The sequence below is a fragment of the Bacteroidota bacterium genome (genome assembly GCA_018816945.1).
Taxonomy (GTDB): Bacteria; Bacteroidota; Bacteroidia; order Bacteroidales.
Genome location: JAHIVC010000025.1, coordinates 14025 through 37486 on the forward strand (window position 1 = coordinate 14025; position 23462 = coordinate 37486).

Here is a 23462-nt window from a genome sequence, read left to right on the forward strand (position 1 = left end):
ATCATATTTCGCGATCATTAATATTATTTTTCCAAAATTTGGACACTCAATATCAAAATGAGATATTATAATTTATCTTATCACTTTAAACAAATACATATCAGTCTTTTAGCAATATGGCATATTATTAGTCATATATATTATAGTGATAAAAATAAATATTTTGAGAATGTTTAAAATTCTTGTCGTTGAAGACAACTATATAAACCAAATGGTAATAACAGCTTATTTAGCTCAGGATAATATTACCCTACTTATTGCCAACAATGGTATTGAGGCAGTTAATTTTTTTAATGACATGAATTTTGACTGCATACTGATGGATATTGCCATGCCTGAAATGGATGGAATTGAAGCCACAAAAGAAATAAGATTGAAAGAAAGATGGACTCGAAGGCACACACCAATCATTGCAGTAACTGCCAGTGACCCTGAATTTAACCGAGATAGGTTTTTTGCAGCAGGGATGGACGATTATTTAGCGAAGCCGGTTAACGAAAGAACGCTTAAAGAAAAGATTGAAAAATATAGCGAAATAATTTTTTAATCATAAAGACAAACATTTTTTCATAAATTAGCCGAGTGAATTAATACTTATCACGTAAAATGGTCATAAATAAAGAGCAATTCCAGGAAAACTTCAAATTCTTCGACAAAGAAATAATTGTTGAAATCATAGATTTGTTCATCGATGAATTTGATGATAGAATGAAAACTTTAAAGGAAAATATCGATGCTTCCGACAGGGAATCTCTTGTTTTTCATGCACATAGCATAAAAGGTGTAATCTCAAATTTTGTAGCTGAAGAACCACGTGAATTTGCTAAACAACTCGAAGAAAAAGCTAAACTGAGTGACCAATCTGAATTGCTTATAATCTATCATAAATTGTATGCATCTACAGCACAACTTGTTGATGAATTAAAAGCAATCAGAGTGATTTATGAAAGTTAGATGATTACGAATTTTGAATCCCAATTTCCATAATTTTCTTTTCAATTTCTTCTGATAATTCAGGATTATCCTTTAATAAAACTTTAACAGCATCTCTACCTTGCCCGAGTTTGGTTTCGCCATAACTGAACCACGATCCGCTTTTCTTTATAAGATTGGCTTCAACTCCCAAATCAATAATTTCTCCAATTTTTGAAATTCCCTCACCATAAATAATATCGAATTCTGCTTTTTGAAAAGGTGGGGCAATTTTATTTTTCACAACCTTAACTCTTGTTCTATTGCCTTTAACAATTTCACCATCTTTAATTTGGCTTAGCCTTCTAATATCTAATCGAACGGATGCGTAAAATTTCAATGCATTACCTCCAGTTGTGGTTTCAGGGTTGCCAAACATAACCCCAATTTTCTCGCGCAATTGATTGATAAAAATACAACATGCTCCTGTTTTGCTAATGGTAGCGGTTAATTTCCTTAAGGCTTGCGACATCAAACGAGCTTGCAATCCCATTTTTGAATCCCCCATTTCACCTTCAATTTCACTTCTTGGCGTGAGAGCTGCAACAGAGTCAATTACAATAATGTCAATAGCACCTGATCTTATCAGGTTTTCTGTAATTTCCAACGCTTGTTCTCCATTGTCAGGTTGAGATACCAGTAAGTTTTGAATATCAACACCAAGTTTTTGAGCATAAAAACGATCGAAGGCATGCTCCGCATCAATGAATGCTGCAATTCCTCCCTTTTTCTGACATTCAGCAATGGCATGAATGGCCAGGGTTGTTTTACCTGATGATTCCGGACCATAAATTTCAGTAATCCTTCCTTTGGGTAATCCACCAATTCCCAGGGCATAATCTAGTCCAATTGATCCGGTCGAGATAGATTCAATATTATCTATGGGATTATCGCCTAACTTCATAATGGCACCTTTGCCATATGATTTTTCAATATTCCCAAGTGTAATTTCAAGGGCTTTCAGTTTTTCCTTTTTCAATTTATCCATTGCATTCTCGGCTGTGCTCATATCTTTTTATTTTAAATGATTTGACTAGTGTGCTCTTTTGTATTAACCTTAGTAATAATATTTTCTATCATGCCATCTTCCGAAATTATAAAAGTGGTACGGATGATTCCATCATATTCATTCCCCATAAATTTCTTTTTTCCCCAAACTCCGAACTTCATAATGATATCTTTCTTCGTGTCGGCTATCAATGGGAAGGGTAAATTATATTTTTCGGTAAATCGTTGATGTGACTTTTGATCATCTGCACTTATTCCAATTACAACATAACCCTTTTCGATCAGCATCTGATAGTTATCGCTCAAATTACAGGCTTGTGCAGTGCAACCCGGGGTACTATCTTTTGGATAAAAATAGATGATAACTTTCTTACCTTTAAATTCCTTTAGAGATATTATTTTCCCATTAGTTGTTAAGCCACTGAAATCAGGTGATTTTTCTCCTATTTTTAGCATTTATCTTTATTTACAGTAATTACAAATATATTTAATATTAAGCCCAAACAGGGAAATGAATTAGATGTTTTTATTAACAATTAAGCCTTTTTATGGCTATCATAATATTTACAAAACATTGAAATCCCGCATTCGCTGCATTTAGGTTTTCTGGCAACACAAACATATCGACCGTGCAAGATTAACCAATGATGCGCAATTGAAATTTTATCTTCGGGAATGTGCTTTACTAATTGTTTTTCTGTTTCTAATGGCGTTTTTGCCCCAATAGTCAATCCCAATCTGGCCGACACTCTAAACACATGTGTATCAACTGCCATTGCAGGTTTATTGAATGCCACGGCTGCAATCACATTCGCTGTTTTTCGCCCAACACCCGGAAGCTTTTGTAACTCATCAATATCCTCAGGAACAATATTATTAAAATCTTCAACCAGCATTTTTGCCATTCCTACCAGATGCTTCGCTTTGTTGTTTGGATAGGAGCATGATTTTATGAGTTCAAAAACTTCTTCAGGTTTTGATTTTGATAAAGCTATTGCATCCGGATATTGCTGAAAAACCCGGGGTGTAAGCATATTCACTCTTTTATCGGTGCATTGTGCCGATAAAATTACGGACACAAGCAACTGATAAGGATCGGCATAATGCAATTCGGTTTCGGCAACCGGCTGATGAGTTGAAAAATAATTGATAATATGTTTAAATCTTTCGGTCTTTCTCATTGTTGTATCTGATGATTGATTCCTAAATAAACAAAAAGTCCCGATTAAGTGGAATTAATCGGGACCTAAAATACAAATTCAAATGCTAATTTGAAACTAAATATATGTTTCCTGCATTTTGCGTTTTTAGTAGGTTAACGGCTTTTGCATAATTTAAAATATTACGCAATACCCTGTCGCTTGGACCATCATGAATATTATCCGCAGATCGTAGATTAATCTCGCAATCGAAAAATTCTGCAGTAGGTTTTGTATTTGGGGCGTCTAATATTTCGTGATAGAGAGTAAAAGTTTTTTTCATTTAAATTAAATTAGTTACTACTCGCTTTAACGAAATAAGAACGGCCTAATATTTTTTATATTGTATAGATTAAAAAAAAATTACAATGTTAAAATTATGTTCTTATCCTTCACCAACTTTCGAAGGTTAATAAGTGCGTATCTCATTCTTCCCAAAGCAGTGTTTATACTAACATCCGTTTGGTCGGCAATATCTTTAAAACTCATCCCTACATAATGTCTGAGATATAATACTTCTTTTTGTTCAGGAGGAAGATATTCGATTAATGAGCGAACATCATTGTGAATTTGTTCTGTAATTATTTTCTCTTCAACAGAATGATCTTTTGCTGAAATGGTATCAAAAATATTGAAATCCCCAATATTATTATTTTCCATCACGGGAATTCTTTTGGCTTTTCTAAAAAAGTCAATAATCAGATTATGCGCAATTCGCATCACCCATTGTATAAATTTACCTTCTTCTTTATAAGCACCGGCTTTTATTGTATTGATTACCTTAATAAAGGTATCCTGGAAAATATCATCTGCTAATTGACGGTCTTTAACAACCATCAATATATAAGCAAATACACGATTTTTATGACGATTTATCAGTGATTCGAGACAACTAATTTCACCATTTAAATATCTATCAATTAACTCTTTATCGTTAATTACTACGACTTTCATAAAGCCTCCCTCTTAAAATAAATTATTGCTAAAAAAGGGTAGATATTTATTCGATAATTAGTCCTCCATTTTAAGGGCGTATACCTTAAAAACTAAGATATAGCATACGTTTCAAGTTGTTTTAATTCATGCAAATATATGGATTTTATCAAATATTGCAAATATTATTAATAATTTAGCATTTTTTAACATTTACCAAAACTGCGCTCTCAACGAATGAATCTAGATCAATTAAGTTCAAAGGATTTTATCATCATATCTAAAGCCAGAGTTCATAATCTCAAGAATTTGAGCGTGGCTATCCCCAGAAACAATCTCGTAGTAATCACAGGTTTATCCGGTTCCGGAAAATCATCGCTTGCTTTCGACACACTATATGCCGAAGGCCAGAGAAGATATGTTGAAAGCTTAAGTTCCTACGCACGACAATTTCTGGGCCGGATGAGCAAACCAGAAGTTGATTACATCAAAGGAATTTCACCTGCAATTGCCATCGAGCAAAAAGTAAATACCAAAAATCCTCGTTCAACGGTTGGTACCTCGACTGAAATTTATGAATATTTAAAATTACTATTCGCCCGCATTGGTAAAACCTATTCCCCCATATCTAACCAACAAGTGAAACGTCACAAGGTTTCGGATGTTACAGATTTTATATTAAGCCTTGAGGAAGAAACCCGATTGATGATCCTCTCCCCCATTCAATTGGTTAAAGGGAGAAAACTCAATGATCAATTAAAAATATTAATGCAACAAGGTTTTAGCCGAATTGTTATTGATGGCAATACTTTTAAAATTGGTGATTATCTAGACGAAGGTCAGAAACCATCTTCTAAAATATCTATTTTCGTACTTATCGATCGTTTCGTTGTCAAAAAGGATGATGAAGATTTAAAATCCCGCATGGGTGATTCTGTACAGACATCTTTTTATGAAGGTAACGGTAGTTGCATTATCGAATACATTTATAATGAGAAAAGCCATCAGGAATATTTTTCGAATAAATTTGAGTTGGACGATATCACTTTTGAAGAGCCCACCGTAAATTTTTTCACATTCAACAACCCATTTGGTGCATGCAAAACCTGTGAAGGTTTTGGAAGTGTAATCGGAATTGACAAAGATCTTGTGATTCCAAATAAAACGCTTTCGGTATATGATGAAGCAATTGCATGTTGGAAAGGTGAAAAAATGAGCGAGTATAAAGATAAACTCGTATTAAATGCTTACAAATTCGATTTTCCTATTCACAAACCATATCATGAATTAAGCGAAGAGCAAAAAGAACTTCTTTGGACAGGTAACAAATACTTTGAAGGGATCGATGAATTTTTCAGGCAAGTAGAAGAGCAAACTTACAAAGTACAATACAGAGTGATGTTATCCAGATATAGAGGAAAAACAATTTGCCCCGATTGCCTTGGGACACGTTTAAGAGTTGATGCTTCTTACGTTAAAATTGCTAAAAAATCAATTCTTGACTTGGTTCTTACCCCAATTGACAGGCTTTTGACTTTTTTTAAAGAACTGGAATTAGATAAACACGATCAGCAAATTGCCAAACGATTAATTACAGAAATCATAAATCGGCTTCAATTTCTTTCAGATGTTGGTTTGGGTTATCTCACACTGAACCGGAAATCAAATAGTTTGTCGGGTGGCGAATCGCAACGTATAAATCTGGCTACATCGCTCGGAAGCAGCCTGGTTGGCTCAATGTACATCCTCGATGAACCAAGTATTGGACTTCACCCCCGCGATACACAGCGATTGATAGGTGTATTGCTTAAGTTGAGGAATATTGGAAATACGGTTATTGTTGTTGAACATGATGAAGATATCATAAAAGCAGCTGATCAAATTATTGATATCGGACCGGAGGCAGGAATTCACGGAGGCGAACTGGTTTTCCAGGGCCGGTTCTCCGATCTTAAAAATAGCGAAACGCTTACTGCCCAATACATGAACGGTATAAAATCAATTCCCCTTCCAAAGAAAAGAAAATCGTGGAATGACCATATTCTGATTGAAGGTGCTGAAGAAAACAATTTAAAATGTGTCAGTGTTAAAATTCCCTTGAACATCATGACCGTAATTACCGGCGTAAGTGGTTCAGGAAAGACTTCATTGGTAAAAGGAATCCTCTTTCCGGCACTCAAAAAGCGTTACGGGGGCTTCAGTGGAAATACGGGGAAGTATAAATACATTAATGGCAGCATAGAAAAACTGAGCGATATTGAGTTCATCGATCAGAACCCGATCGGGCGATCATCAAGATCCAATCCGGCCACCTATGTCAAAGCCTATGACGAAATAAGAAACTTGTTTGCCGATCAAAAATTATCAAAATCAAGGGGATATAAACCCGGATTCTTCTCATTTAACATACCCGGAGGCAGATGCGAAGTTTGTGAAGGGGATGGAACGGTAAATATCGAGATGCAGTTTATGGCCGACATACAACTTGTGTGTGAAGAATGTCATGGCAGCCGATTTAAAGAAGAAGTGCTGGATATTAAATACAAGGATAAATCGATCTCCGACATTTTGAACATGACCATCAATGAAGCCATTGGTTATTTTGATGGTGGCGATAATATTACCGCTACAGAAAAAAGGATTATTTCAAAATTAATCCCCTTACAGGATGTTGGTTTAGGTTACCTTGGATTGGGCCAACCATCGAGCACCATGAGTGGTGGTGAGGCACAGCGAATCAAACTGGCATATTTCCTTACCAAAGGAATTTCGGAACAACCAACCATGTTTATATTCGATGAACCTACAACCGGGCTTCATTTTCACGACATATCCAATTTGCTTTCTGCTTTTAGGGCATTAATAAGTAAGGGTCATACATTGGTAATCATAGAACATAATTCGGAAATTATTAAATCAGCCGATTGGATTATTGATTTGGGCCCGGAAGGAGGTGATTTGGGAGGAAATATTGTTTTTGAAGGCATTCCGGAAGATTTAATAAAAAATGAAGAATCATATACCGCTAAGTATTTGAAAAGCAAATTTCATTAAACCTTATTAACTATATTAATCCAAAAGATAATTATTATTGATTCATTAAACCTCAAAAAATGGACAGAAAGGAAAGTGTGTTTAAAGTCTTGGCTGAATTAAATATAACCTATGTCCTCACCAATCACCCCCCTGTTCCTACGGTTGAAGAAGCCGCAAAATACTGGGTTGATCTGGATGCTGCCCATTGCAAAAATTTATTCTTTAGAAATCACAAAGGTGATAAACACTATCTTGTTTTGTTAGACTTTCGTCAATCATTATTCATTAAAGATTTGGAACATAGACTAAAACAAGGAAAAATTAGTTTTGCATCTGCCGAAAGAATGGACAAATACCTTGGATTAAAAGCAGGTTCGGTTTCTCCTTTCGGACTAATTCATGATCTTGAAAACCATGTGCATGTATTCATCGATAAAAACTTGGAACATGTCGAAAAGATCAGTTTCCATCCCAATGATAATACCGCAACTTTAGTACTTTCGTTAAAAGATTTTATAAAATTCCTCGAATGGTCGGGGAATAATTACGAATTTATTAACCTTTATGATTAAGATGAATCGAATTCAGAGTTGATGAAATAAGATTTATCCGTTATATAATAATTTAAACTTACCAATGAAAAAAAATATCTTATTCCTTGCATCCATAGCAATTGGTTTTGCATCATGCAATACCAGTCCTAAATTTAACAGTATTGAAGAAAAAGCTGCTTATATTCACAACAAAGTTTTTACAGTTGATTCGCATACTGATACTCCGATGAGCTTTAGCTCTGAAAGCTTTGATTTTAGCAAAGACAATAGTGCCAATCGCAGAAGCAGTGTTGACATCCCACGCATGGAAAAAGGGGGTCTGGATGGCGTATTTCTGGCAGCCTTTATTGGACAAGGCCCTCGAAATCCTGAAGCACATTTAAAAGCCAAAGAAAGGGTTGACAAAATCATTAAATCAATACATACAGAAGCTGAAAAAAATAAAGATAAAGCTGGTATTGCCTTAAACTCCAAGCAAGCATATAAACTTGAAAAAGAAGGTAAGCGGGCATTGTTTATTGGAATTGAAAATGGATATCCTTTAGGTAACGATATTGCATTGGTCAAAATTTATCATGATATGGGTGCAAGATATATCACCTTAGTTCACACAAAAAACAATGACATATGCGATTCATCAGGAGATACAACCGAGTATCACGGCTTATCAGCCTTTGGTGAAGAAGTGGTAAAAGAAATGAACCGAACAGGCGTCATGATTGATATTTCACATGCCTCAGATGAGAGTTTTTATGATGTGATTGCCTTAACAAAGGCGCCTATTATCGCTTCTCATTCATGTGCCCGTGCCTTATGTGAGAACGATAGAAATATGACCGATGACATGTTGAAAAAGCTTGCAGAAAATGGCGGTGTAATTCAAATGTGTATCTTAAGCGCTTATATAAAGACGCCTGAACCGCAACCCGCAAGAGACAGTGCTAGATCAGCCATGCGTGAAAAATTTAAAAATTATGAAGACCTTGACGAAGCTCAAAAGGCTGAACGAAGAAAAGAATGGTATGCGATAGATAGCATTTATCCTGAAAAATTAGCATATGTATCTGATGTTGTGGATCATATCGACCATGTTGTTGCAATCGCCGGTATTGACCACGTAGGCATCGGGACTGATTTTGACGGCGGTGGCGGTATAACCGACTGCATTGATGTCAGTCAAATGGGCAATATTACCCTTGAGTTGGTGAAACGTGGTTATACAGAAAATGACATCCGTAAGATTTGGGGAGCCAATCTAATGCGTGTACTAGAAAAAGTTGAAAGACTGGCCGAAAAATAGATTTATTTCTGAAACAAAATTTATGTACTCGGGGCAATATTTTGCTCCGGGTTTTTTTATAAAAAAGAAAGTTTGTATTTGATTAATTTGTTTAAATTTATTCGATCATATTATAAACACATTAACATAGCTAATTCCAACTCAAAAATATGAAGAAGAAGAGAATTAAAGGAATCCCAAAATATCATGGATTTAGGATTTATTTCTTTTCCACCTTATTATATTTCATCCTTGTGATGCCGATTGTTGGAGTTTTATCTTTAAAATATAGCCCTGAATGGTTTCCTAATTCCGATTTTATAAGAACAGGATCTGGAGTTACAATTAATGTAGACTCCACGAATAAGCATACTGGTAAAATAAAAAATGACTCTTCTGATAAGAGAGCTATCGATACTTCAGCCCCTGATTTATATTATAGAAGCGCAGAATTTAACAATATTGAAAATTCAATTGATTCTATATTTAATAAACAAGTTTCAAGATCAGTACCAGAAATTAATAACAATAACAGGAATGAACCAACTGGCGACAATAGATTTATGGCCACTCTCAGTGTGTTATTAAAGCTACTGTTATTAAGCTTTCTGGCAGGACTGGCTTATAATCTGCCTTTCAAAATATTTTTCAAGAAAAAGAGGAAAGGCAAACCAATTCAAGACAAACTTTTCCAATATTGTAAAAAGTTTTTAATAAAATCGCCGACAATAAATAGCCTTATTCTATTAATCCCTTATGCAATTAGCCTAGTATATACTGTCTATACCTTACTTTTTGCTAAAAACATAGATCAAATAACCGCTAGATTCTATATCCAGTATTTTTTCATCTCGCTGATTGCAACCATATTAACCATTATATTTGTATATTATTGGCAAAAACACAGAGTCCAGATTAAGTACATAGAACATGTTTTTACCGGAGAAGAATTACGTAAACGCATTTTTAACATTAGGATTGGTAGAATAAGAAATCGATTATGGGTCTCCAGTGGAATGACCACTTTGTTGCCTTTAATCATCGTTATATTCTATTTATTCTTGAGTATTACTTCGTTAAAAGATATAGAAGTATTAGAATTCACTGACGCGCAATTAAAAATTCTATTTGGTAACTACATGAACTTTTTTAGTGGGTCCAGTTTTGAGGAAATAAAAGGTTTATTTTATATCAATGCATTCGATAGTGCCCTTTTATTTGGAGGCATATTTACGGGTATTTTCACCTCTTTTATTTACATTTTTCTTTTCATACGGTGGACCACCGAAGGCATTGTAGGTCCTGTAAGAGAACTTTTAGCCAATATGCAATTAACCGGACAGGGCGAACTTGATCAATTCAGTATTGTTCGAACCAATGATGAAATTGGGGAGCTTACGGAAGGCTTTAATGAGATGTCGCAGAAATTACAAGATTATTTCGAAAGTATTTCACGCATCAATAAAGCAAATTCTCGATTTGTACCAAGACAGTTTATCGAGTTTTTAGGTAAAAATAGTATTGCCGATGTTCAGCTCGGTGATCAGGTGCAAAAAGAAATGACCATATTATTTTCTGATATCCGCGATTTTACAACAATTTCGGAAGTGATGACCCCAAAAGAAAATTTCGATTTTCTGAACAACTACCTGGGTTATATGGAACCCGTAATCAGAAACAATCATGGGTTCATCGATAAATTCATGGGTGATTCCATCATGGCCATTTTTAGTGAGAGCCCCGAAGATGCGATCAATGCAGCTATTGAAATGCGCATAAAACTTCAGGAGTTCAATCAGGTTATGGGGCAATTTGGAAAGCCCCCGATTGATAGTGGGATAGGAATACATACAGGGATGCTAATGCTCGGTATTGTTGGTGGTGAAGGCCGAATGGATGGAACAGTTATTTCGGACGCGGTAAATCTAGCATCACGCATTGAGGGATTAACAAAAATATATGGTGGATCCATTATTATTTCTGAGGACACACTGATTAAACTCAACGATCCTAGCCATTATAACTTCAGGTTTATTGATATTGTAAAAGTAAAGGGGAAAAGGGAAGCGGTTTATGTTTTTGAAATCATCGACGGCGAATCTTCATCCATTAAAGCCTTGAAAATTGAAACCAAAGAAAAATTTGGAAAAGCTTTGCAGCATTATAAAAATAAAAATCTTGAAGAGGCATTAAAACTTTTTAAAGAGGTTTGTCAAAAAAACAAATTTGATAAGGCATCAGGACTATACACTGCAAGATGTCAACGCTTTATCAGAGATGGAATTCCAAAAGACTGGGATGGGATTGAAGTGATAACGGAAAAATAGTATGATTTTTAATGAAAGATTATGGACTTTACTGGAGCAAAGGAATATATTTTAGAAAGGATTAAACAGGAACTGGATCCTCGACTTGAATATCACACCATAGAGCATACATTAGATGTGTTGAATGCAGCCATTATTATCGCCGAAAAAGAAGGAATCGGGAAATACGAGCTTGAATTAATAAAAACAGGTGCACTTTTTCATGATTCGGGGATTATTAAAACATATATCGGACACGAATATGCATCCGTGCAAATTGTACGTGAGGTGTTGCCTAAATTTGATTATACAAAAGAAGAAATTGACAGGATAGCGAATATGATCCTGGCTACACAATTACCACAAGATGCCTCATCTTTTTTAGATCAGATATTATGTGATGCGGACTTGGATTATTTAGGTCGGGATGATTTTTTTATGGTTTCACTTCGCCTGTTTCATGAATGGAACGTATTGGGCATAAAGAATCTTTCTTTGAAAGAGTGGTATAATTTACAAGTTGAGTTCCTGAGTTCTCATAAATATTTCACTAAATGCGCCATTAAAACGAGACGAAAAAAGAAACTGGAAAACCTTAAACAAATCAAAGAATTATTATCAATATAAAATGCTTTTTATATTTAAAGACTTTTTACAAAATATTTCTATATTTGTGCTACAAAAATATTTAACGCAAAATTTTGGTCATACATGGAAACAAAAATGAACATTTTATTAGTCCCAACCGACTTTTCTGAAGTTGGAAATAATGCCATTGACATGGCTGCTAAATCAGCAAAATTACTAAAATACAAATTATGCTTACTTCATGTTATCGAGAGCGATGACGCATCTGTAGCTACAAAACTTGATCATCTTGCAAATGAAGTGAAAAACAAATTTGGTATTGAAGTTGAAACCATGATCCGCAAAGGCAGCATCTTCACTACGATTGGTCAAACTGCAAAAGATATTGGTGCTAAATTACTTTTCATGGGCACACATGGAAAAGTTGGTTTACAAAAGGTAACCGGAAGCTTTGCAATTAAAGTTGTTACAAGTTCTGAAACACCAGTAATTGTAGTTCAAAAACGTCCTTTTGAAAAAACATTTAAAGATATCGTACTTCCAATAACCACTGATTACGGCCCATGGGAAAAAACCAAATGGTCGGAATATATTGCTAAAGAATTTAATGCAAAAATTCATATTCATCACTTAAATACAGAAAGTATCGCTAAAGCAGTTGAAACGATTACTGCACATTTTAAGGAAAATAAAGTTGCTTTTACTGTGAAAGTTGCGGAAAAATCAGGTAATTTCGAGAAACAAGTTGTTGATTATGCAACGAGTATCAACTCAGAGCTTATCATGATCATGACCAATCCTTCTAAAGGTTTAACTAACTTCATTTTGGGAAGCTATGACGAAGACATTCTCTTTAATACTCCTCAAATTCCGGTAATGTGTATCAACCCGCGTGATTTAAATTGGAAGAAAATCGTTTCCAGATAATCAGCTCAAAATAATTGAAAAGCCTCGAAATTTCGGGGCTTTTTTTATATTATATTTGTAAGAATAAGACTAAAAAATGACCAAAGAAGAAGCCCGGCAGAAAATTGAGAAACTATCGGTTGAAATAAATAACCACAATCATCGGTACTATGATTTATCACAACCTATTATTGCCGATTACGATTTTGATATGCTGCTGGAAGAGTTAATCAAACTCGAAACTTCTTTTCCTGAATTAAAAAAACCGGATTCACCAACACAACGGGTAGGTGGCGAAATAACCAAAGAATTTCGCCAGGTTGCTCACAAATACCCCATGCTTTCACTCGGGAATACATACTCTGAAGGCGAAATTCTGGAATTTGATCAACGTGTAAGAAAATCGCTTACAGAAGATTTTGAATACGTTTGCGACCTCAAATTTGATGGAGTTGCCATTGGCTTAACCTATGTTGATGGCATCCTGACTCAAGCTATTACCAGAGGCGATGGAAGCAAAGGCGATGATGTTACAGCCAATGTAAAAACCATCCGGTCAATTCCATTAAAACTGCAAGGGAATTACCCTGCCGAATTTGAAATCAGAGGTGAAATTTTTTACCCGCACGATGGATTTAAAAAACTGAATGAAGATCGGATCGAAATTGGTGAAAGCCCTTTTGCCAACCCCCGCAATGCTGCTTCAGGTACCTTAAAAATGCAGGATTCATCGGAAGTGGCAAAACGCCCATTGGAATGTTTCCTTTATTTAATGTATGGCGAAGAACTGCCTTATATCAACCATTACGACAATTTACAAGAAGCGAAAAAATGGGGATTTAGCATCTCAAATAACTTTGCCATTTGCCATAATACCGATGAAATATTCGAATTTATTGATGATTGGAATGAAGCCCGAAAAACCTTGCCCTATGATATTGATGGCGTTGTAATTAAAATTAATTCGTTACAACAGCAAAAGCAATTGGGATTTACGGCAAAATCGCCACGCTGGTCCATTGCGTATAAATTTAAAACAGAACGTGCACTAACTGAACTTTTATCAATCGATTATCAAGTGGGCAGAACAGGATCAATAACACCTGTAGCAAATTTACGCCCGGTTTTTTTACTCGGTACCATTATCAAAAGAGCATCTTTGCATAATGCAGATATTATTGAACAACTTGATGTAAGAATTGGCGACCAGGTTTATATTGAAAAAGGGGGCGAAATTATCCCTAAAATCGTGAGCGTAAATTTATCAAACAGAAAAGCCGATGCTAAACCGGTTACTTATATCACATACTGTCCTGAATGTAGAACAGAATTATACAGAAACGAAGGCGAATCAAACCATTACTGCCCAAATTATACCCAATGTCCACCTCAAATAAAAGGCAAACTTGAACATTTTATCAGCCGTAAGGCGATGAATATTGATAGTTTAGGCGAAGGCAAAATTGAAATTTTATATGATAATGAACTGGTTCATGATTTGAGCGATCTTTACAAATTAACTTATGAAAGCATCCTTGGTTTAGAGAAAATATTTCCTTCATCTGAAGGGAAGAAAGAACGCAAAATCAGCTTCAAAGATAAAACAGCGAAAAATATCATCAAAGGATTAGAGAAATCGAAGGAAGCTCCATTTGAAAAAGTATTATTCGCACTTGGGATCAGATATGTAGGTGAAACCGTTGCCAGAAATCTGGCAAACCATTTCCAAACAATAGATGCACTTATGTTAGCTGATTATGACACACTTATTTCTGTTGAAGATATCGGCGAAAGAATTGCAAAATCCATTATTGAATATTTTTCGATAGAAGCAAATATAAATTTGATAAAAAGGCTAAAAGAACATCATCTGAACTTTAGCTTATCCAATCAAAGTCAATTACTTTCAAATTTGTTGGAAGGAAAAACTTTTGTAGTTAGTGGTGTGTTTGAAAACTACAGCCGGGATTATTTAAAAGAACTTATTCAATTACATGGTGGCCAAAATACGGGTTCAATATCTGCAAAAACTGCTTATATTTTGGCTGGTGAAAATATGGGACCGGCTAAGCTTTCCAAGGCAAATAAGTTAGGCATTCCAATAATTGGTATCAACGAATTTGAGGCTATGATTCATAAAAAAAGCCCCGACTAACGGAGCTTTTAATCAATATAAATTTTTTAACTTAGTACCTTCTAATACTTGAAGCACCTGATGAATCAAGGCTTACCGAAGGTTTTCCTTTGTACCTCACTGTGGATGCACCGGAAGCATCCACGCTTAACTCTTCGGTAGCAAATACTTTTATGGTACTTGCACCTGAAGCATCAATTGAACATTCTTTTACTTCAAAATCCTGAGCATATAGCTTTGTTGCACCGGATACATCTACTGTTAATTTATCTGCACTTCCTGTAAATTCAATATCAGAAGCTCCGCTTAAATCTAAATATACCTTATCAGCAGTGAAGTTCATATTTATTTCAGATGCACCACTAACTCCAATTTCAAGATCATTAAATTTGTAAGTACCCTCTCCTCTTATATTACAGGCGCCGCTTAACTCAATCTTATCTATCATTTTAAAACTTATGTATGCCTTCATTGTTTTTACATTTCGAATATTACTTTTGACATAAATTTTCAAAGTTCCACCTCTAACCTCAGTAATAATGTATTCCATGATATTCTCATCGGCCTCAATTACCAACGATTCGCTGTTACCCTGTGTCAGATATATTTCGAAAGCACTGCTTACATCAATTGCGCTAAAAGAAGATATATTGCGGGTCTCTTTTTCAACGTTACCGTTTCCTCTAATATACTTTTCAGCAAATGTTGAGTTCGGTATTACAGCTATCAATCCGGTCATTAGAATGGCTAATCCAATTTTTTTAATTGTTTTCATTTTTGATTTATTTTAATTTATAATTAGTTTATTTCGATTGCTCCAAATTGTGATTCAATTTTTATTAATGCCTTGCTTCCTTTATCACCAGCACTTCCATAATATTTATAAGAGTTAAAGCTGACTTTTTCCTTTGACGGTTTAAAGTTCGAGGGCAGATATACGCTTGCGAATTGGGCACTTATATCATATGAAAAACTAGCTCCATTATCCAATCCTATGCTTATGGATGAATGTTGCCCATTGATATCAACTTCTGTAAAGCCTCTAGATATATGGTCGATGCTCAACTTGCCTAATTTACATTCGGCCAATATCGACTCCTTCAAATAATTAATACTTGTGCCTGTTCCATTTAGTTTACAGTCAATCACACCCACTTCATCTATTTCAAGGCTTCCAAAATTTGCGTCTATGAAAAGCTTGCCGATTTTTTCAAATTCCATTTCAGTAAACTGAGCATCAACCTTTAATCGTTCTGCTTTTTCGATATTAAAATCCGAATGACTAATATCGATCACAGCTTCTTTTACAATCCCAAGTTCCAAAGCACCGTGCTGCACTATAATCTCATTATCTGCATTCTGTAATTCAGAAGCATGCAAAGTGCCAAATGACTGTTTTAAGTATGTTTTACCTTTAACAATACCAATATAAGTATTCCCAAATTTGTTTGAAAAATCAAGATTTAATGATTCGGGCAAATAAACATTCACTAAGATATTGAACTTGGCATCGCGCGAATTTATATTACCGACCTTTGTTTGCTCAACTACTTTATATTTATCACCGGTAATTTCAATACTTATCTTATCAAAGATACGGCCTGCACTCTTTTCATCATCAGCGGTAACTTCAACCAATACTTCAATACTTACCTTGTTCTCGTCCCAAGTAAAACATTGAATATCGCCAAAAGTATTACTAATCTTTACCGTTGCGTCCCTATTTACTTCAAACTCTTTCTTAAAGGTAGAAGTAAACTTTTCTTTTGCCTGTAGCGAAACACTTACAAGTAAAAAGAAAACTATACTGATTAAATTAATCCTTTTCATTTTTCCTATCTTTTATAAAACTCCTAATTTCTTTTCCTGAACTTCATTCATATTATCAATTACCTTATCCAAAACTGAAGTTAAGAATCGGTAATTTCTTACAATAGCTCCAAGAACCCTTTCATCTTTATTACTTTCAATGTATTCTTGTTCGAGCTTTTTTGTTTCCATCGCAATGGCATTCGCATTATATAATGCATTTTCTTTTAGCTTTTCACTTTCGGCATCAGCTTTACTCAATTCATCAATTTTTGCAAGTTTTTGTTCGTTCATTGTTGAGTAATAGTCTACTGCCTCCAATAATTCAGGTGATGCTTCGGTTGCAAATAAATTTTTTGATCCATTATTATAGATAAAAAGCATAAATGTAACTGCGAGTAAAATAATAACCGATGCAGCTATTTTCATTGTGCCCACATATAATCTCCTGTACGATCGTTTAACTTCAGGCTGAATTTTCTGTAGTTTTTCCTGAAATCTTTTGAAATGACCTTCTTCGGGTTCATTCACATCAAAGAGTTCTTTATTTTTCGTTATTCTTTGTTCTAATATTGACATAAATTCACCTCCTTTAATTTAAGTTGATGCTGTCGGATAACTGGTATTGCTTGATATTTGCCAGTAATTTCTTTCTGGCCCTGGAATACTTGGTTCTGACTGCATTGTAATTAATCCCAAGTATTTCCGATATTTCCTGATGATCATAGCCTTCGAGCAGGTACAAAGAAAGGATGATGCGGTACGAATCGTTCAATTGCTCTATTCCTTTTCTGATGGCTTCAATTTTCATTGAAAGCACTTCAAAATAATCTTCTTCATCCCTTTCAATTAGTTCATTTTCTAAATCATCAATCGAAATATCATGTTTCATTTTTTTTAATCGATCAAGCGATTTATTGATTACAATGCGCTTTAACCATGCGCCAAATGCTGCACTTCCATCATATTGGTAAATCTTTTGGAAGGCATCTAAAAAAGCCTCTTGCATCACATCTTCTGCTTCCATTTGATCGTTTAATATTCTATATGAAGTGTTATACATCGCTTTATAATACAAATTATAGATTTTGAATTGAGCCTTCTGGTCGCCGGCAAAACAAGCAGTGATAAGCTCATTATGAATATTATTGACTTTTTTGCTCAATTCGGTTCTATTTTTATCTAAAGACATCGTTTTTTTTTTACTGTTACACTTTTTTGAAAAAAAAATGAACAAGCTTGAGTAAAGTTAATTTAATTAGTCAATTCAAAATAGTGCTATTTGAATATAAGCAGAGTAAAGTTTTTATAGCAAAACTGAATTCCGGTTTCATCTGTTTATTTTTATTTCTAAACGGTCAGATGCCTGCCTGTCGGCAGACAGGGAACTAACCATGATAAAATGATCATTCTCGTGTGTGTTAAAATCATGATTATTTTATCATGGACGTTTCATTTTATGAATAATGCTTGTTGGATTCAATACGTTCAAGTCTTTACCTCCTGAAAAAATATGACAAAAATGAAATAAAATTTAAATACTTTTGCCCAATGCATCTTAACTATAAAATCTAAAAATGGCACTCATTCACTCATGCGAAAAAAATGGTAATACCTTATTTAAATACTGTGGTCAGATACCGGTATTATTATTCCTATTTGCTGTCCCTATTATTCATTTTACCGATTACGGTTTTTTAACTGTTCAACAATATAAAATATTCACTTATACAGCCATTGGAATTAGTGTTTTTGGATTTCTAATCAGGGCTTATGCAATCGGTGCGACACCAAAAGGTACTTCAGGTCGAGATACAAGGGAGCAGATTGCCGAAACTTTAAATATAACAGGTTGTTTTGCATTAATCCTATGCTCACTTAAGCATAATACTAATTTCTTGAACGAAGAAGGGCGATCATAAATTATCAGGTTTGGAAAAAGGAAAATACACCGTACATCTGCTTGCCGTAATCTCAATGCTCCTGTGGGGTCTGTCCTATATTTGGACCAAAATTGTATTCAAATATTATGAACCACTAACTACCATATTCCTTCGATTAGTTATTTCTTCCATCATACTTTTATTTTTCATTCATCTGTTTCGAAGGCCTCGTAAAATAAAAAAAGAGCATTATAGGCACTTTGCAATCTCTGCTTTATTCAACCCTTTTTTATATTTTTTAGGAGAGAGTTTTGGTTTGAGTTTGGTTTCGTCAACCATGAGTGCAGTAATCATTTCAACTATACCTCTCTTTACTCCTGTTGTAGCATATTTTAGTTTAAAAGAGCGGCTTTCCATAATTAACCTTATTGGGATTTTGATTTCTTTTGCAGGCATTATGGTGATGCTTTTCGATAATGAACTGCATATTAGTGAAAGTCCTTTAGGCCTCCTCTTTCTATTTGGTGCGGTTATCGCTGCGCTTATCTACGGGATTCTGCTTAAAAAACTTACGGCATCTTATTCGTCGCTGACGATTATTACTTATCAAAATGCCATTGGTGCATTTTATTTTTTACCGCTATTTTTATTTTTCGAATTTGATCAATTTATTCAAATACGCCCTAATACTGAACTAATCACCACCTTATTATTACTCGCCATATTTGCGTCAAGTGCAGCGTATATTTTATATACTTCGGTTGTGCGTAAAATCGGGATAAGTAAGGGAAATATCTATACAAATTTAATACCCGGCTTTACAGCACTATTTTCATATTTTATTTTGGCCGAAGAATTCCCTTTTTCAAAAATAATCGGGATGATAATTGTAATTTTAGGGGTGATACTTTCACAAACTAACAGATTGACTTACAAAAAAAATATCGAATGAACATCATCGTACTAGGAGCTGGTTTAGTTGGAGCACCCATGGCCATTGATCTGGCAAAAGATCCACAATTTAAAATTACGGTTGCAGATATTTCGGAAACCAATTTATTCAAACTAGCATTGGTCGAAAATATTAAAACAATTCAAACCGATCTTTCTGATAAGGACCGGCTTAAAAAGCTATTATCTTCATTCGATATGGTGCTTAGTGCCGTACCCGGATTTATGGGTTATGAAACGTTAAAAACCGTTATTGAAGCAGGCAAGAATGTGATTGACATTGCATTTTTCCCGGAAGATCTCTTCACCCTTGATGAATTAGCTATCGAAAAAGGAGTAATCGCCATTTCGGATATTGGTGTAGCACCCGGAATGAGTAATGTTTTAATCGGGCATGTTGATCATTTATTGGACAGTACACTTAAAGCCATTACTTATGTTGGAGGATTGCCTGTAATTCGTGAATGGCCCTACGAGTACAAAGCCGGATTTTCACCTATCGATGTAATTGAAGAATATACGCGCCCTGCACGATATATTGAAAATGGAAAAGAAGTGATAAAACCGGCACTTTCCGATCCCGAATTAATAAACTTTAAAGGAGTAGGTACTTTGGAAGCATTTAATAGTGATGGTCTGCGAAGTCTGGCAAACACCATTGATGCACCATATATGATTGAAAAAACGCTGCGTTATCCCGGACACATCGAAAAAATGGCAATGCTTCGTGATACCGGTTTTTTCAATAAAGAAGAAATTGAAGTGAATGGGGTATTGATCAGTCCGCTTGATTTGACGACAAAACTTTTGTTTCCTAAATGGGAATTAAAAGACGGTGAAGAAGATTTAACTATTATGCAAGTAATTATTGAAGGAATAAAGGATAGCAAAAAATTAAGGTATACTTACGATTTACTTGATTATTACGATCCGGAAACCAAAACCCATTCCATGGCACGTACGACAGGTTATACAGCTACCATGGCTGTCAGGATGATCGCCAGTGGCCATTATACCAAAAAAGGGGTGTCCGCACCCGAATTTATCGGACAGCATAAAGAATGTGTAAATTTTCTGTTGGAAGGCTTGGCAGAGCGCGGAGTGATCTATAAAGAAACAATCGTTGAACTTTAAATAAAAAATATCAAAAAAGGAGTTTGTAAGAGTTAATATTTTTCTATTTTTGCAAACTCAAATAATGGCGGGGTAGCTCAGTTGGTTAGAGCGTCGGATTCATAACCCGGAGGTCTCGAGTTCAATTCTCGATCCCGCTACAACAAAAACCCTTACACGTAAGTGTAGGGGTTTTTTATTTTAAGTAGTTCAAACTTGCTTGATAACGATCTTAAAATAAAAAGAACCTATTACGAAGTAATAAGGGGTTTTGGGTTAGCCTTCCCCCAACGCAGAATCAGCAAAACCAATTCTTTCAGGTTTGCAGGTTTGCAGATTAATAAAATGTTTTAAATATGAAATAGTTAAGAAACGAAATAAGAATTTACAATAAATTTATTTTTATGTATTGCAATAGAATTAAGATTCTTATTTAAAATATGATAACTAAGCTTTATTCAACCTTAAATGAAGTTTTACCATAACACTTACTTCCATCATTTGTATAGCCTTTAATAATCACTTCATATTCTGAGCAGTGATCAGAAGTGTAAAAAGATACGGATGCCTTATTATCTGTCAACCTTAAGTTTGGATTCCAATAAAGTAAGTTTCTAAAATCGGCCAATCGACTTGATTTTTTTTCCGCTGTATCATACACGGGCGGGTCAAATCCATAAGAAGGAGAAATTGCTTGGTATTCGAGAAATGATGATTCTTCGGGTAATTTAACTCCACCAAAATTATCGCTGTTTGTTGATAGCACAACAACCCCGTTTATAATGTGCCCACCTATCATACGAGTTCCTAGGTGCAAATCAATTTTTTCGACCTTAGCTAGGGGAATATCTAATAGGTTATTTACATTAAAAATAGGAATGTTATCAACCATAATCAATGGATCGTCAATAAAAAGATCTTGTCCATCATCGAAAAGGGATAAAGAATATTGGTCTTTCTTTTTTCGTACCACAAGATCAGGAATAATTTCTCTTAAAAACATTTCTAATGTTGCTGTTTTTACGTAGTCGTCAATAGCTACTGATACTTGAGGAATCCAAAAATTAAATGGAAAAGTGATCTCTGGCGGATGTATTGTGCCCCTTTTTATTCTGAAGATTTTTTCTGCTTGCATATTAACATACATTTCTTCCAAAAATTCGTATTGAGAAGCATCTATTGAAAGAGGAACATTATTTATAGCAGGAAATTCAGATAAAAATTCATCATTTATTTGGAATTCTACTTCACTACCCAAATTAGAATTTGAGCATAGAAAAATATTTTGATGATCGACTAGATTATTCAGCGAGAATACAAACGCTCCATTCTGTTGTGACCTATAGATATGAAGTTGGTTGGGAGCAAATGTAGAGAGATAGACAAGGGTATTTGGTAAGGGCAAACCGTTTGTTTTATTGTAGATTCTACCGCTAATAAAGCTTTTATCTCGAATTTCTGGTATCCATTGCGTAATGCTTGTGTTTTTCTTAAGCATTTTATGGAAAGAGGTTTGAGATACCATATTACTATATATAATCATTAAGGTATTAATTTGTTCATCAGTTAATAAGCTTACAAACTCAATATCTTGTAAGTAAGATTCTATAAGCTGTGGACACTCCATGATATATTTAAATAAAATATCTGGCTTATATGTTGTGCCCTTTTTAATAACTGATATTGATAAATCCATTGGTGTGTAATCACTTGAATTGATAAAGGGTTCGATATTCAATTGGATACGTTCTCTTTGTGAATAATTTTCCTTGTCTGTGCTTATGTTTAGCTGGTTGCCTTTATTTTGATGATAAAAGGCACTGAACTTAATTATGCTGTCTTGTTTGTTTTTGATGATTAGATTGTTGATACCTTCTTCAAGCACATCGGCTGAGAACTTTAATTGACTTTCTTGATTTATTAAATCAAAATTGGATTCAGCAAGTATTCTAGCGTTTTGGGAATAAATCATAAGTCGGTAATTTTGACTTATTTCACTGATTCTCTTCCCTTTATTGATGATATCCACAACTAGCTCACCGTTGGATGATATTTCTGACTTTACAGCCATTCCAATCTCAGACACATCAGGTAAAGGCTGAACAATTGAATCATTGCTTTCCAGTAATAGTTTAATTGCATAGCTTGATAATTTAGAGGGAGTGATTTCAAAAAGGCAAATTCCATTTTTTGAAATCGAAGGGCTAGAAATGATATTCTTCTTGCCATCAATAAGGTAAATACTTTCTATTCTATGACTTATATCTTCATTGATTTTACAAACAACCTGAGTTTTAATCCCATCTAGTAATTCGCCTCCACTAGGAATTATTTGAATGTTCGCTCTCTCTAGATTAGTTTTTTCTGATAATGCAATATTTGGATTAACAACTGTAATGAGTGAAGTAAAATAATTGCCTAGGGGGTGATTTTTCAAAAACTGTGTATATGCTCTTAAAAAATAATTCCCTGATAAAAATTCTGAAGGTATATCAATTGATCCAAATGCACTTCCATCCGAAATATTAAACTTTCTTTTTACCATAAACTCTCTTGAGTTATTGTAAAACTCAACATAAAGCACATTACTTAAATTTGTCTGTCTTGTTTCTCCGGGTAGGTAACAAAAGGCTTTAAACCAAATTTTCTCTCCCGATATGTACAAATTTCTATCTGTTCGTAAAACAACTTTTTCGTCTATATTTTCCAAAGAATTGCTAAAATGCCTATTGTTATTAATCTGTGCTAAACTCGAGTTTGAGATCAGTAAAAATAAAAATATGTATTTCAT

General features: G+C 34.5%; 22 protein-coding genes and 1 tRNA gene. 13 read left to right on the forward strand and 10 right to left on the reverse strand.

Annotated features, from left to right (window positions below; genetic code table 11):
* Nucleotides 1–169 precede the first annotated feature (169 nt).
* Together KKG99_04800 and KKG99_04805 are read left to right on the forward strand one after the other, a co-directional pair.
* Entirely contained in the window at nucleotides 170–547 is a 378-nt protein-coding gene (locus KKG99_04800; GenBank protein MBU1012302.1) for a response regulator, read from the forward strand.
* 59 nt (nucleotides 548–606) lie between these two features.
* Nucleotides 607–954: an Hpt domain-containing protein gene (locus KKG99_04805; protein ID MBU1012303.1), complete on the forward strand. Its 348-nt coding sequence runs from the start codon at nucleotides 607–609 to the stop codon at nucleotides 952–954.
* Nucleotides 955–958: 4 nt separating this feature from the next.
* On the opposite strand, the gene recA is transcribed toward KKG99_04805, so the two are convergent.
* The 5 genes from recA to KKG99_04830 all read right to left on the reverse strand — a co-directional run bounded on the left by recA (nucleotide 959) and on the right by KKG99_04830 (nucleotide 4133).
* Nucleotides 959–1960 (reverse strand): recombinase RecA, encoded by a 1002-nt coding sequence (gene recA, locus KKG99_04810; protein MBU1012304.1) that lies wholly within the window; start codon nucleotides 1958–1960, stop codon nucleotides 959–961.
* A 32-nt stretch (nucleotides 1961–1992) separates the two neighbouring features.
* The gene (gene bcp / locus KKG99_04815) at nucleotides 1993–2436 is read right to left on the reverse strand and encodes a thioredoxin-dependent thiol peroxidase (protein MBU1012305.1); all 444 of its coding nucleotides are present in this window, start codon (nucleotides 2434–2436) and stop codon (nucleotides 1993–1995) included.
* Nucleotides 2437–2516: 80 nt separating this feature from the next.
* Nucleotides 2517–3161, reverse strand: coding sequence for an endonuclease III (gene nth / locus KKG99_04820; protein MBU1012306.1), 645 nt, complete (start codon nucleotides 3159–3161; stop codon nucleotides 2517–2519).
* Between the two features lie 85 nt (nucleotides 3162–3246).
* The gene (locus KKG99_04825) at nucleotides 3247–3462 is read right to left on the reverse strand and encodes a hypothetical protein (GenBank protein ID MBU1012307.1); all 216 of its coding nucleotides are present in this window, start codon (nucleotides 3460–3462) and stop codon (nucleotides 3247–3249) included.
* Nucleotides 3463–3542: 80 nt separating this feature from the next.
* Nucleotides 3543–4133 carry a sigma-70 family RNA polymerase sigma factor gene (locus KKG99_04830; GenBank protein MBU1012308.1) on the reverse strand — a complete coding sequence of 197 codons (591 nt, stop codon included), beginning with the start codon at nucleotides 4131–4133 and terminating at the stop codon, nucleotides 3543–3545.
* Nucleotides 4134–4349: 216 nt separating this feature from the next.
* Between KKG99_04830 and uvrA the strand changes: the two genes are divergently transcribed.
* The 7 genes from uvrA to ligA all read left to right on the forward strand — a co-directional run bounded on the left by uvrA (nucleotide 4350) and on the right by ligA (nucleotide 14936).
* Entirely contained in the window at nucleotides 4350–7166 is a 2817-nt protein-coding gene (uvrA, locus tag KKG99_04835; protein MBU1012309.1) for an excinuclease ABC subunit UvrA, read from the forward strand.
* Between the two features lie 59 nt (nucleotides 7167–7225).
* Complete coding sequence (locus KKG99_04840; GenBank protein ID MBU1012310.1) at nucleotides 7226–7720, forward strand: prolyl-tRNA synthetase associated domain-containing protein; 495 nt, start codon at nucleotides 7226–7228, stop codon at nucleotides 7718–7720.
* A 64-nt stretch (nucleotides 7721–7784) separates the two neighbouring features.
* Complete coding sequence (locus tag KKG99_04845; protein ID MBU1012311.1) at nucleotides 7785–9002, forward strand: dipeptidase; 1218 nt, start codon at nucleotides 7785–7787, stop codon at nucleotides 9000–9002.
* A gap of 149 nt (nucleotides 9003–9151) precedes the next feature.
* Nucleotides 9152–11308: an adenylate/guanylate cyclase domain-containing protein gene (locus tag KKG99_04850; protein ID MBU1012312.1), complete on the forward strand. Its 2157-nt coding sequence runs from the start codon at nucleotides 9152–9154 to the stop codon at nucleotides 11306–11308.
* A 21-nt stretch (nucleotides 11309–11329) separates the two neighbouring features.
* Entirely contained in the window at nucleotides 11330–11914 is a 585-nt protein-coding gene (locus tag KKG99_04855) for an HD domain-containing protein (GenBank protein MBU1012313.1), read from the forward strand.
* Between the two features lie 84 nt (nucleotides 11915–11998).
* The gene (locus tag KKG99_04860; protein MBU1012314.1) at nucleotides 11999–12802 is read left to right on the forward strand and encodes a universal stress protein; all 804 of its coding nucleotides are present in this window, start codon (nucleotides 11999–12001) and stop codon (nucleotides 12800–12802) included.
* Between the two features lie 76 nt (nucleotides 12803–12878).
* Nucleotides 12879–14936, forward strand: a complete 2058-nt coding sequence (gene ligA, locus KKG99_04865; protein ID MBU1012315.1) for an NAD-dependent DNA ligase LigA — start codon at nucleotides 12879–12881, stop codon at nucleotides 14934–14936.
* Nucleotides 14937–14967: 31 nt separating this feature from the next.
* Here ligA and KKG99_04870 read toward each other — a convergent pair whose 3' ends face one another.
* Genes KKG99_04870 through KKG99_04885 form a run of 4 tightly spaced genes read right to left on the reverse strand, consistent with a single transcriptional unit; the run spans nucleotide 14968 to nucleotide 17916 of the window.
* Entirely contained in the window at nucleotides 14968–15690 is a 723-nt protein-coding gene (locus tag KKG99_04870) for a DUF2807 domain-containing protein (GenBank protein MBU1012316.1), read from the reverse strand.
* A gap of 23 nt (nucleotides 15691–15713) precedes the next feature.
* Nucleotides 15714–16745, reverse strand: coding sequence for a hypothetical protein (locus KKG99_04875; protein MBU1012317.1), 1032 nt, complete (start codon nucleotides 16743–16745; stop codon nucleotides 15714–15716).
* A gap of 12 nt (nucleotides 16746–16757) precedes the next feature.
* Entirely contained in the window at nucleotides 16758–17303 is a 546-nt protein-coding gene (locus tag KKG99_04880; protein MBU1012318.1) for a hypothetical protein, read from the reverse strand.
* A 13-nt stretch (nucleotides 17304–17316) separates the two neighbouring features.
* Entirely contained in the window at nucleotides 17317–17916 is a 600-nt protein-coding gene (locus KKG99_04885) for a sigma-70 family RNA polymerase sigma factor (GenBank protein MBU1012319.1), read from the reverse strand.
* 385 nt (nucleotides 17917–18301) lie between these two features.
* Between KKG99_04885 and KKG99_04890 the strand changes: the two genes are divergently transcribed.
* The 4 genes from KKG99_04890 (at nucleotide 18302) to KKG99_04905 (ending at nucleotide 20832) form a co-directional block, all read left to right on the forward strand.
* The gene (locus tag KKG99_04890; GenBank protein MBU1012320.1) at nucleotides 18302–18646 is read left to right on the forward strand and encodes a hypothetical protein; all 345 of its coding nucleotides are present in this window, start codon (nucleotides 18302–18304) and stop codon (nucleotides 18644–18646) included.
* A 10-nt stretch (nucleotides 18647–18656) separates the two neighbouring features.
* Nucleotides 18657–19559, forward strand: a complete 903-nt coding sequence (locus tag KKG99_04895; protein MBU1012321.1) for a DMT family transporter — start codon at nucleotides 18657–18659, stop codon at nucleotides 19557–19559.
* A complete protein-coding gene (locus KKG99_04900) occupies nucleotides 19556–20692 on the forward strand; it encodes a saccharopine dehydrogenase NADP-binding domain-containing protein (protein ID MBU1012322.1) in 1137 nt (378 codons plus the stop codon). Before KKG99_04895 ends, KKG99_04900 begins: the two co-directional genes overlap by 4 nt.
* Nucleotides 20693–20758: 66 nt before the next feature.
* Nucleotides 20759–20832: transfer RNA gene (locus tag KKG99_04905), tRNA-Met, on the forward strand.
* 293 nt (nucleotides 20833–21125) lie between these two features.
* Here the strand turns inward: KKG99_04905 and KKG99_04910 are convergent.
* Nucleotides 21126–23462, reverse strand: coding sequence for a hypothetical protein (locus KKG99_04910; GenBank protein ID MBU1012323.1), 2337 nt, complete (start codon nucleotides 23460–23462; stop codon nucleotides 21126–21128).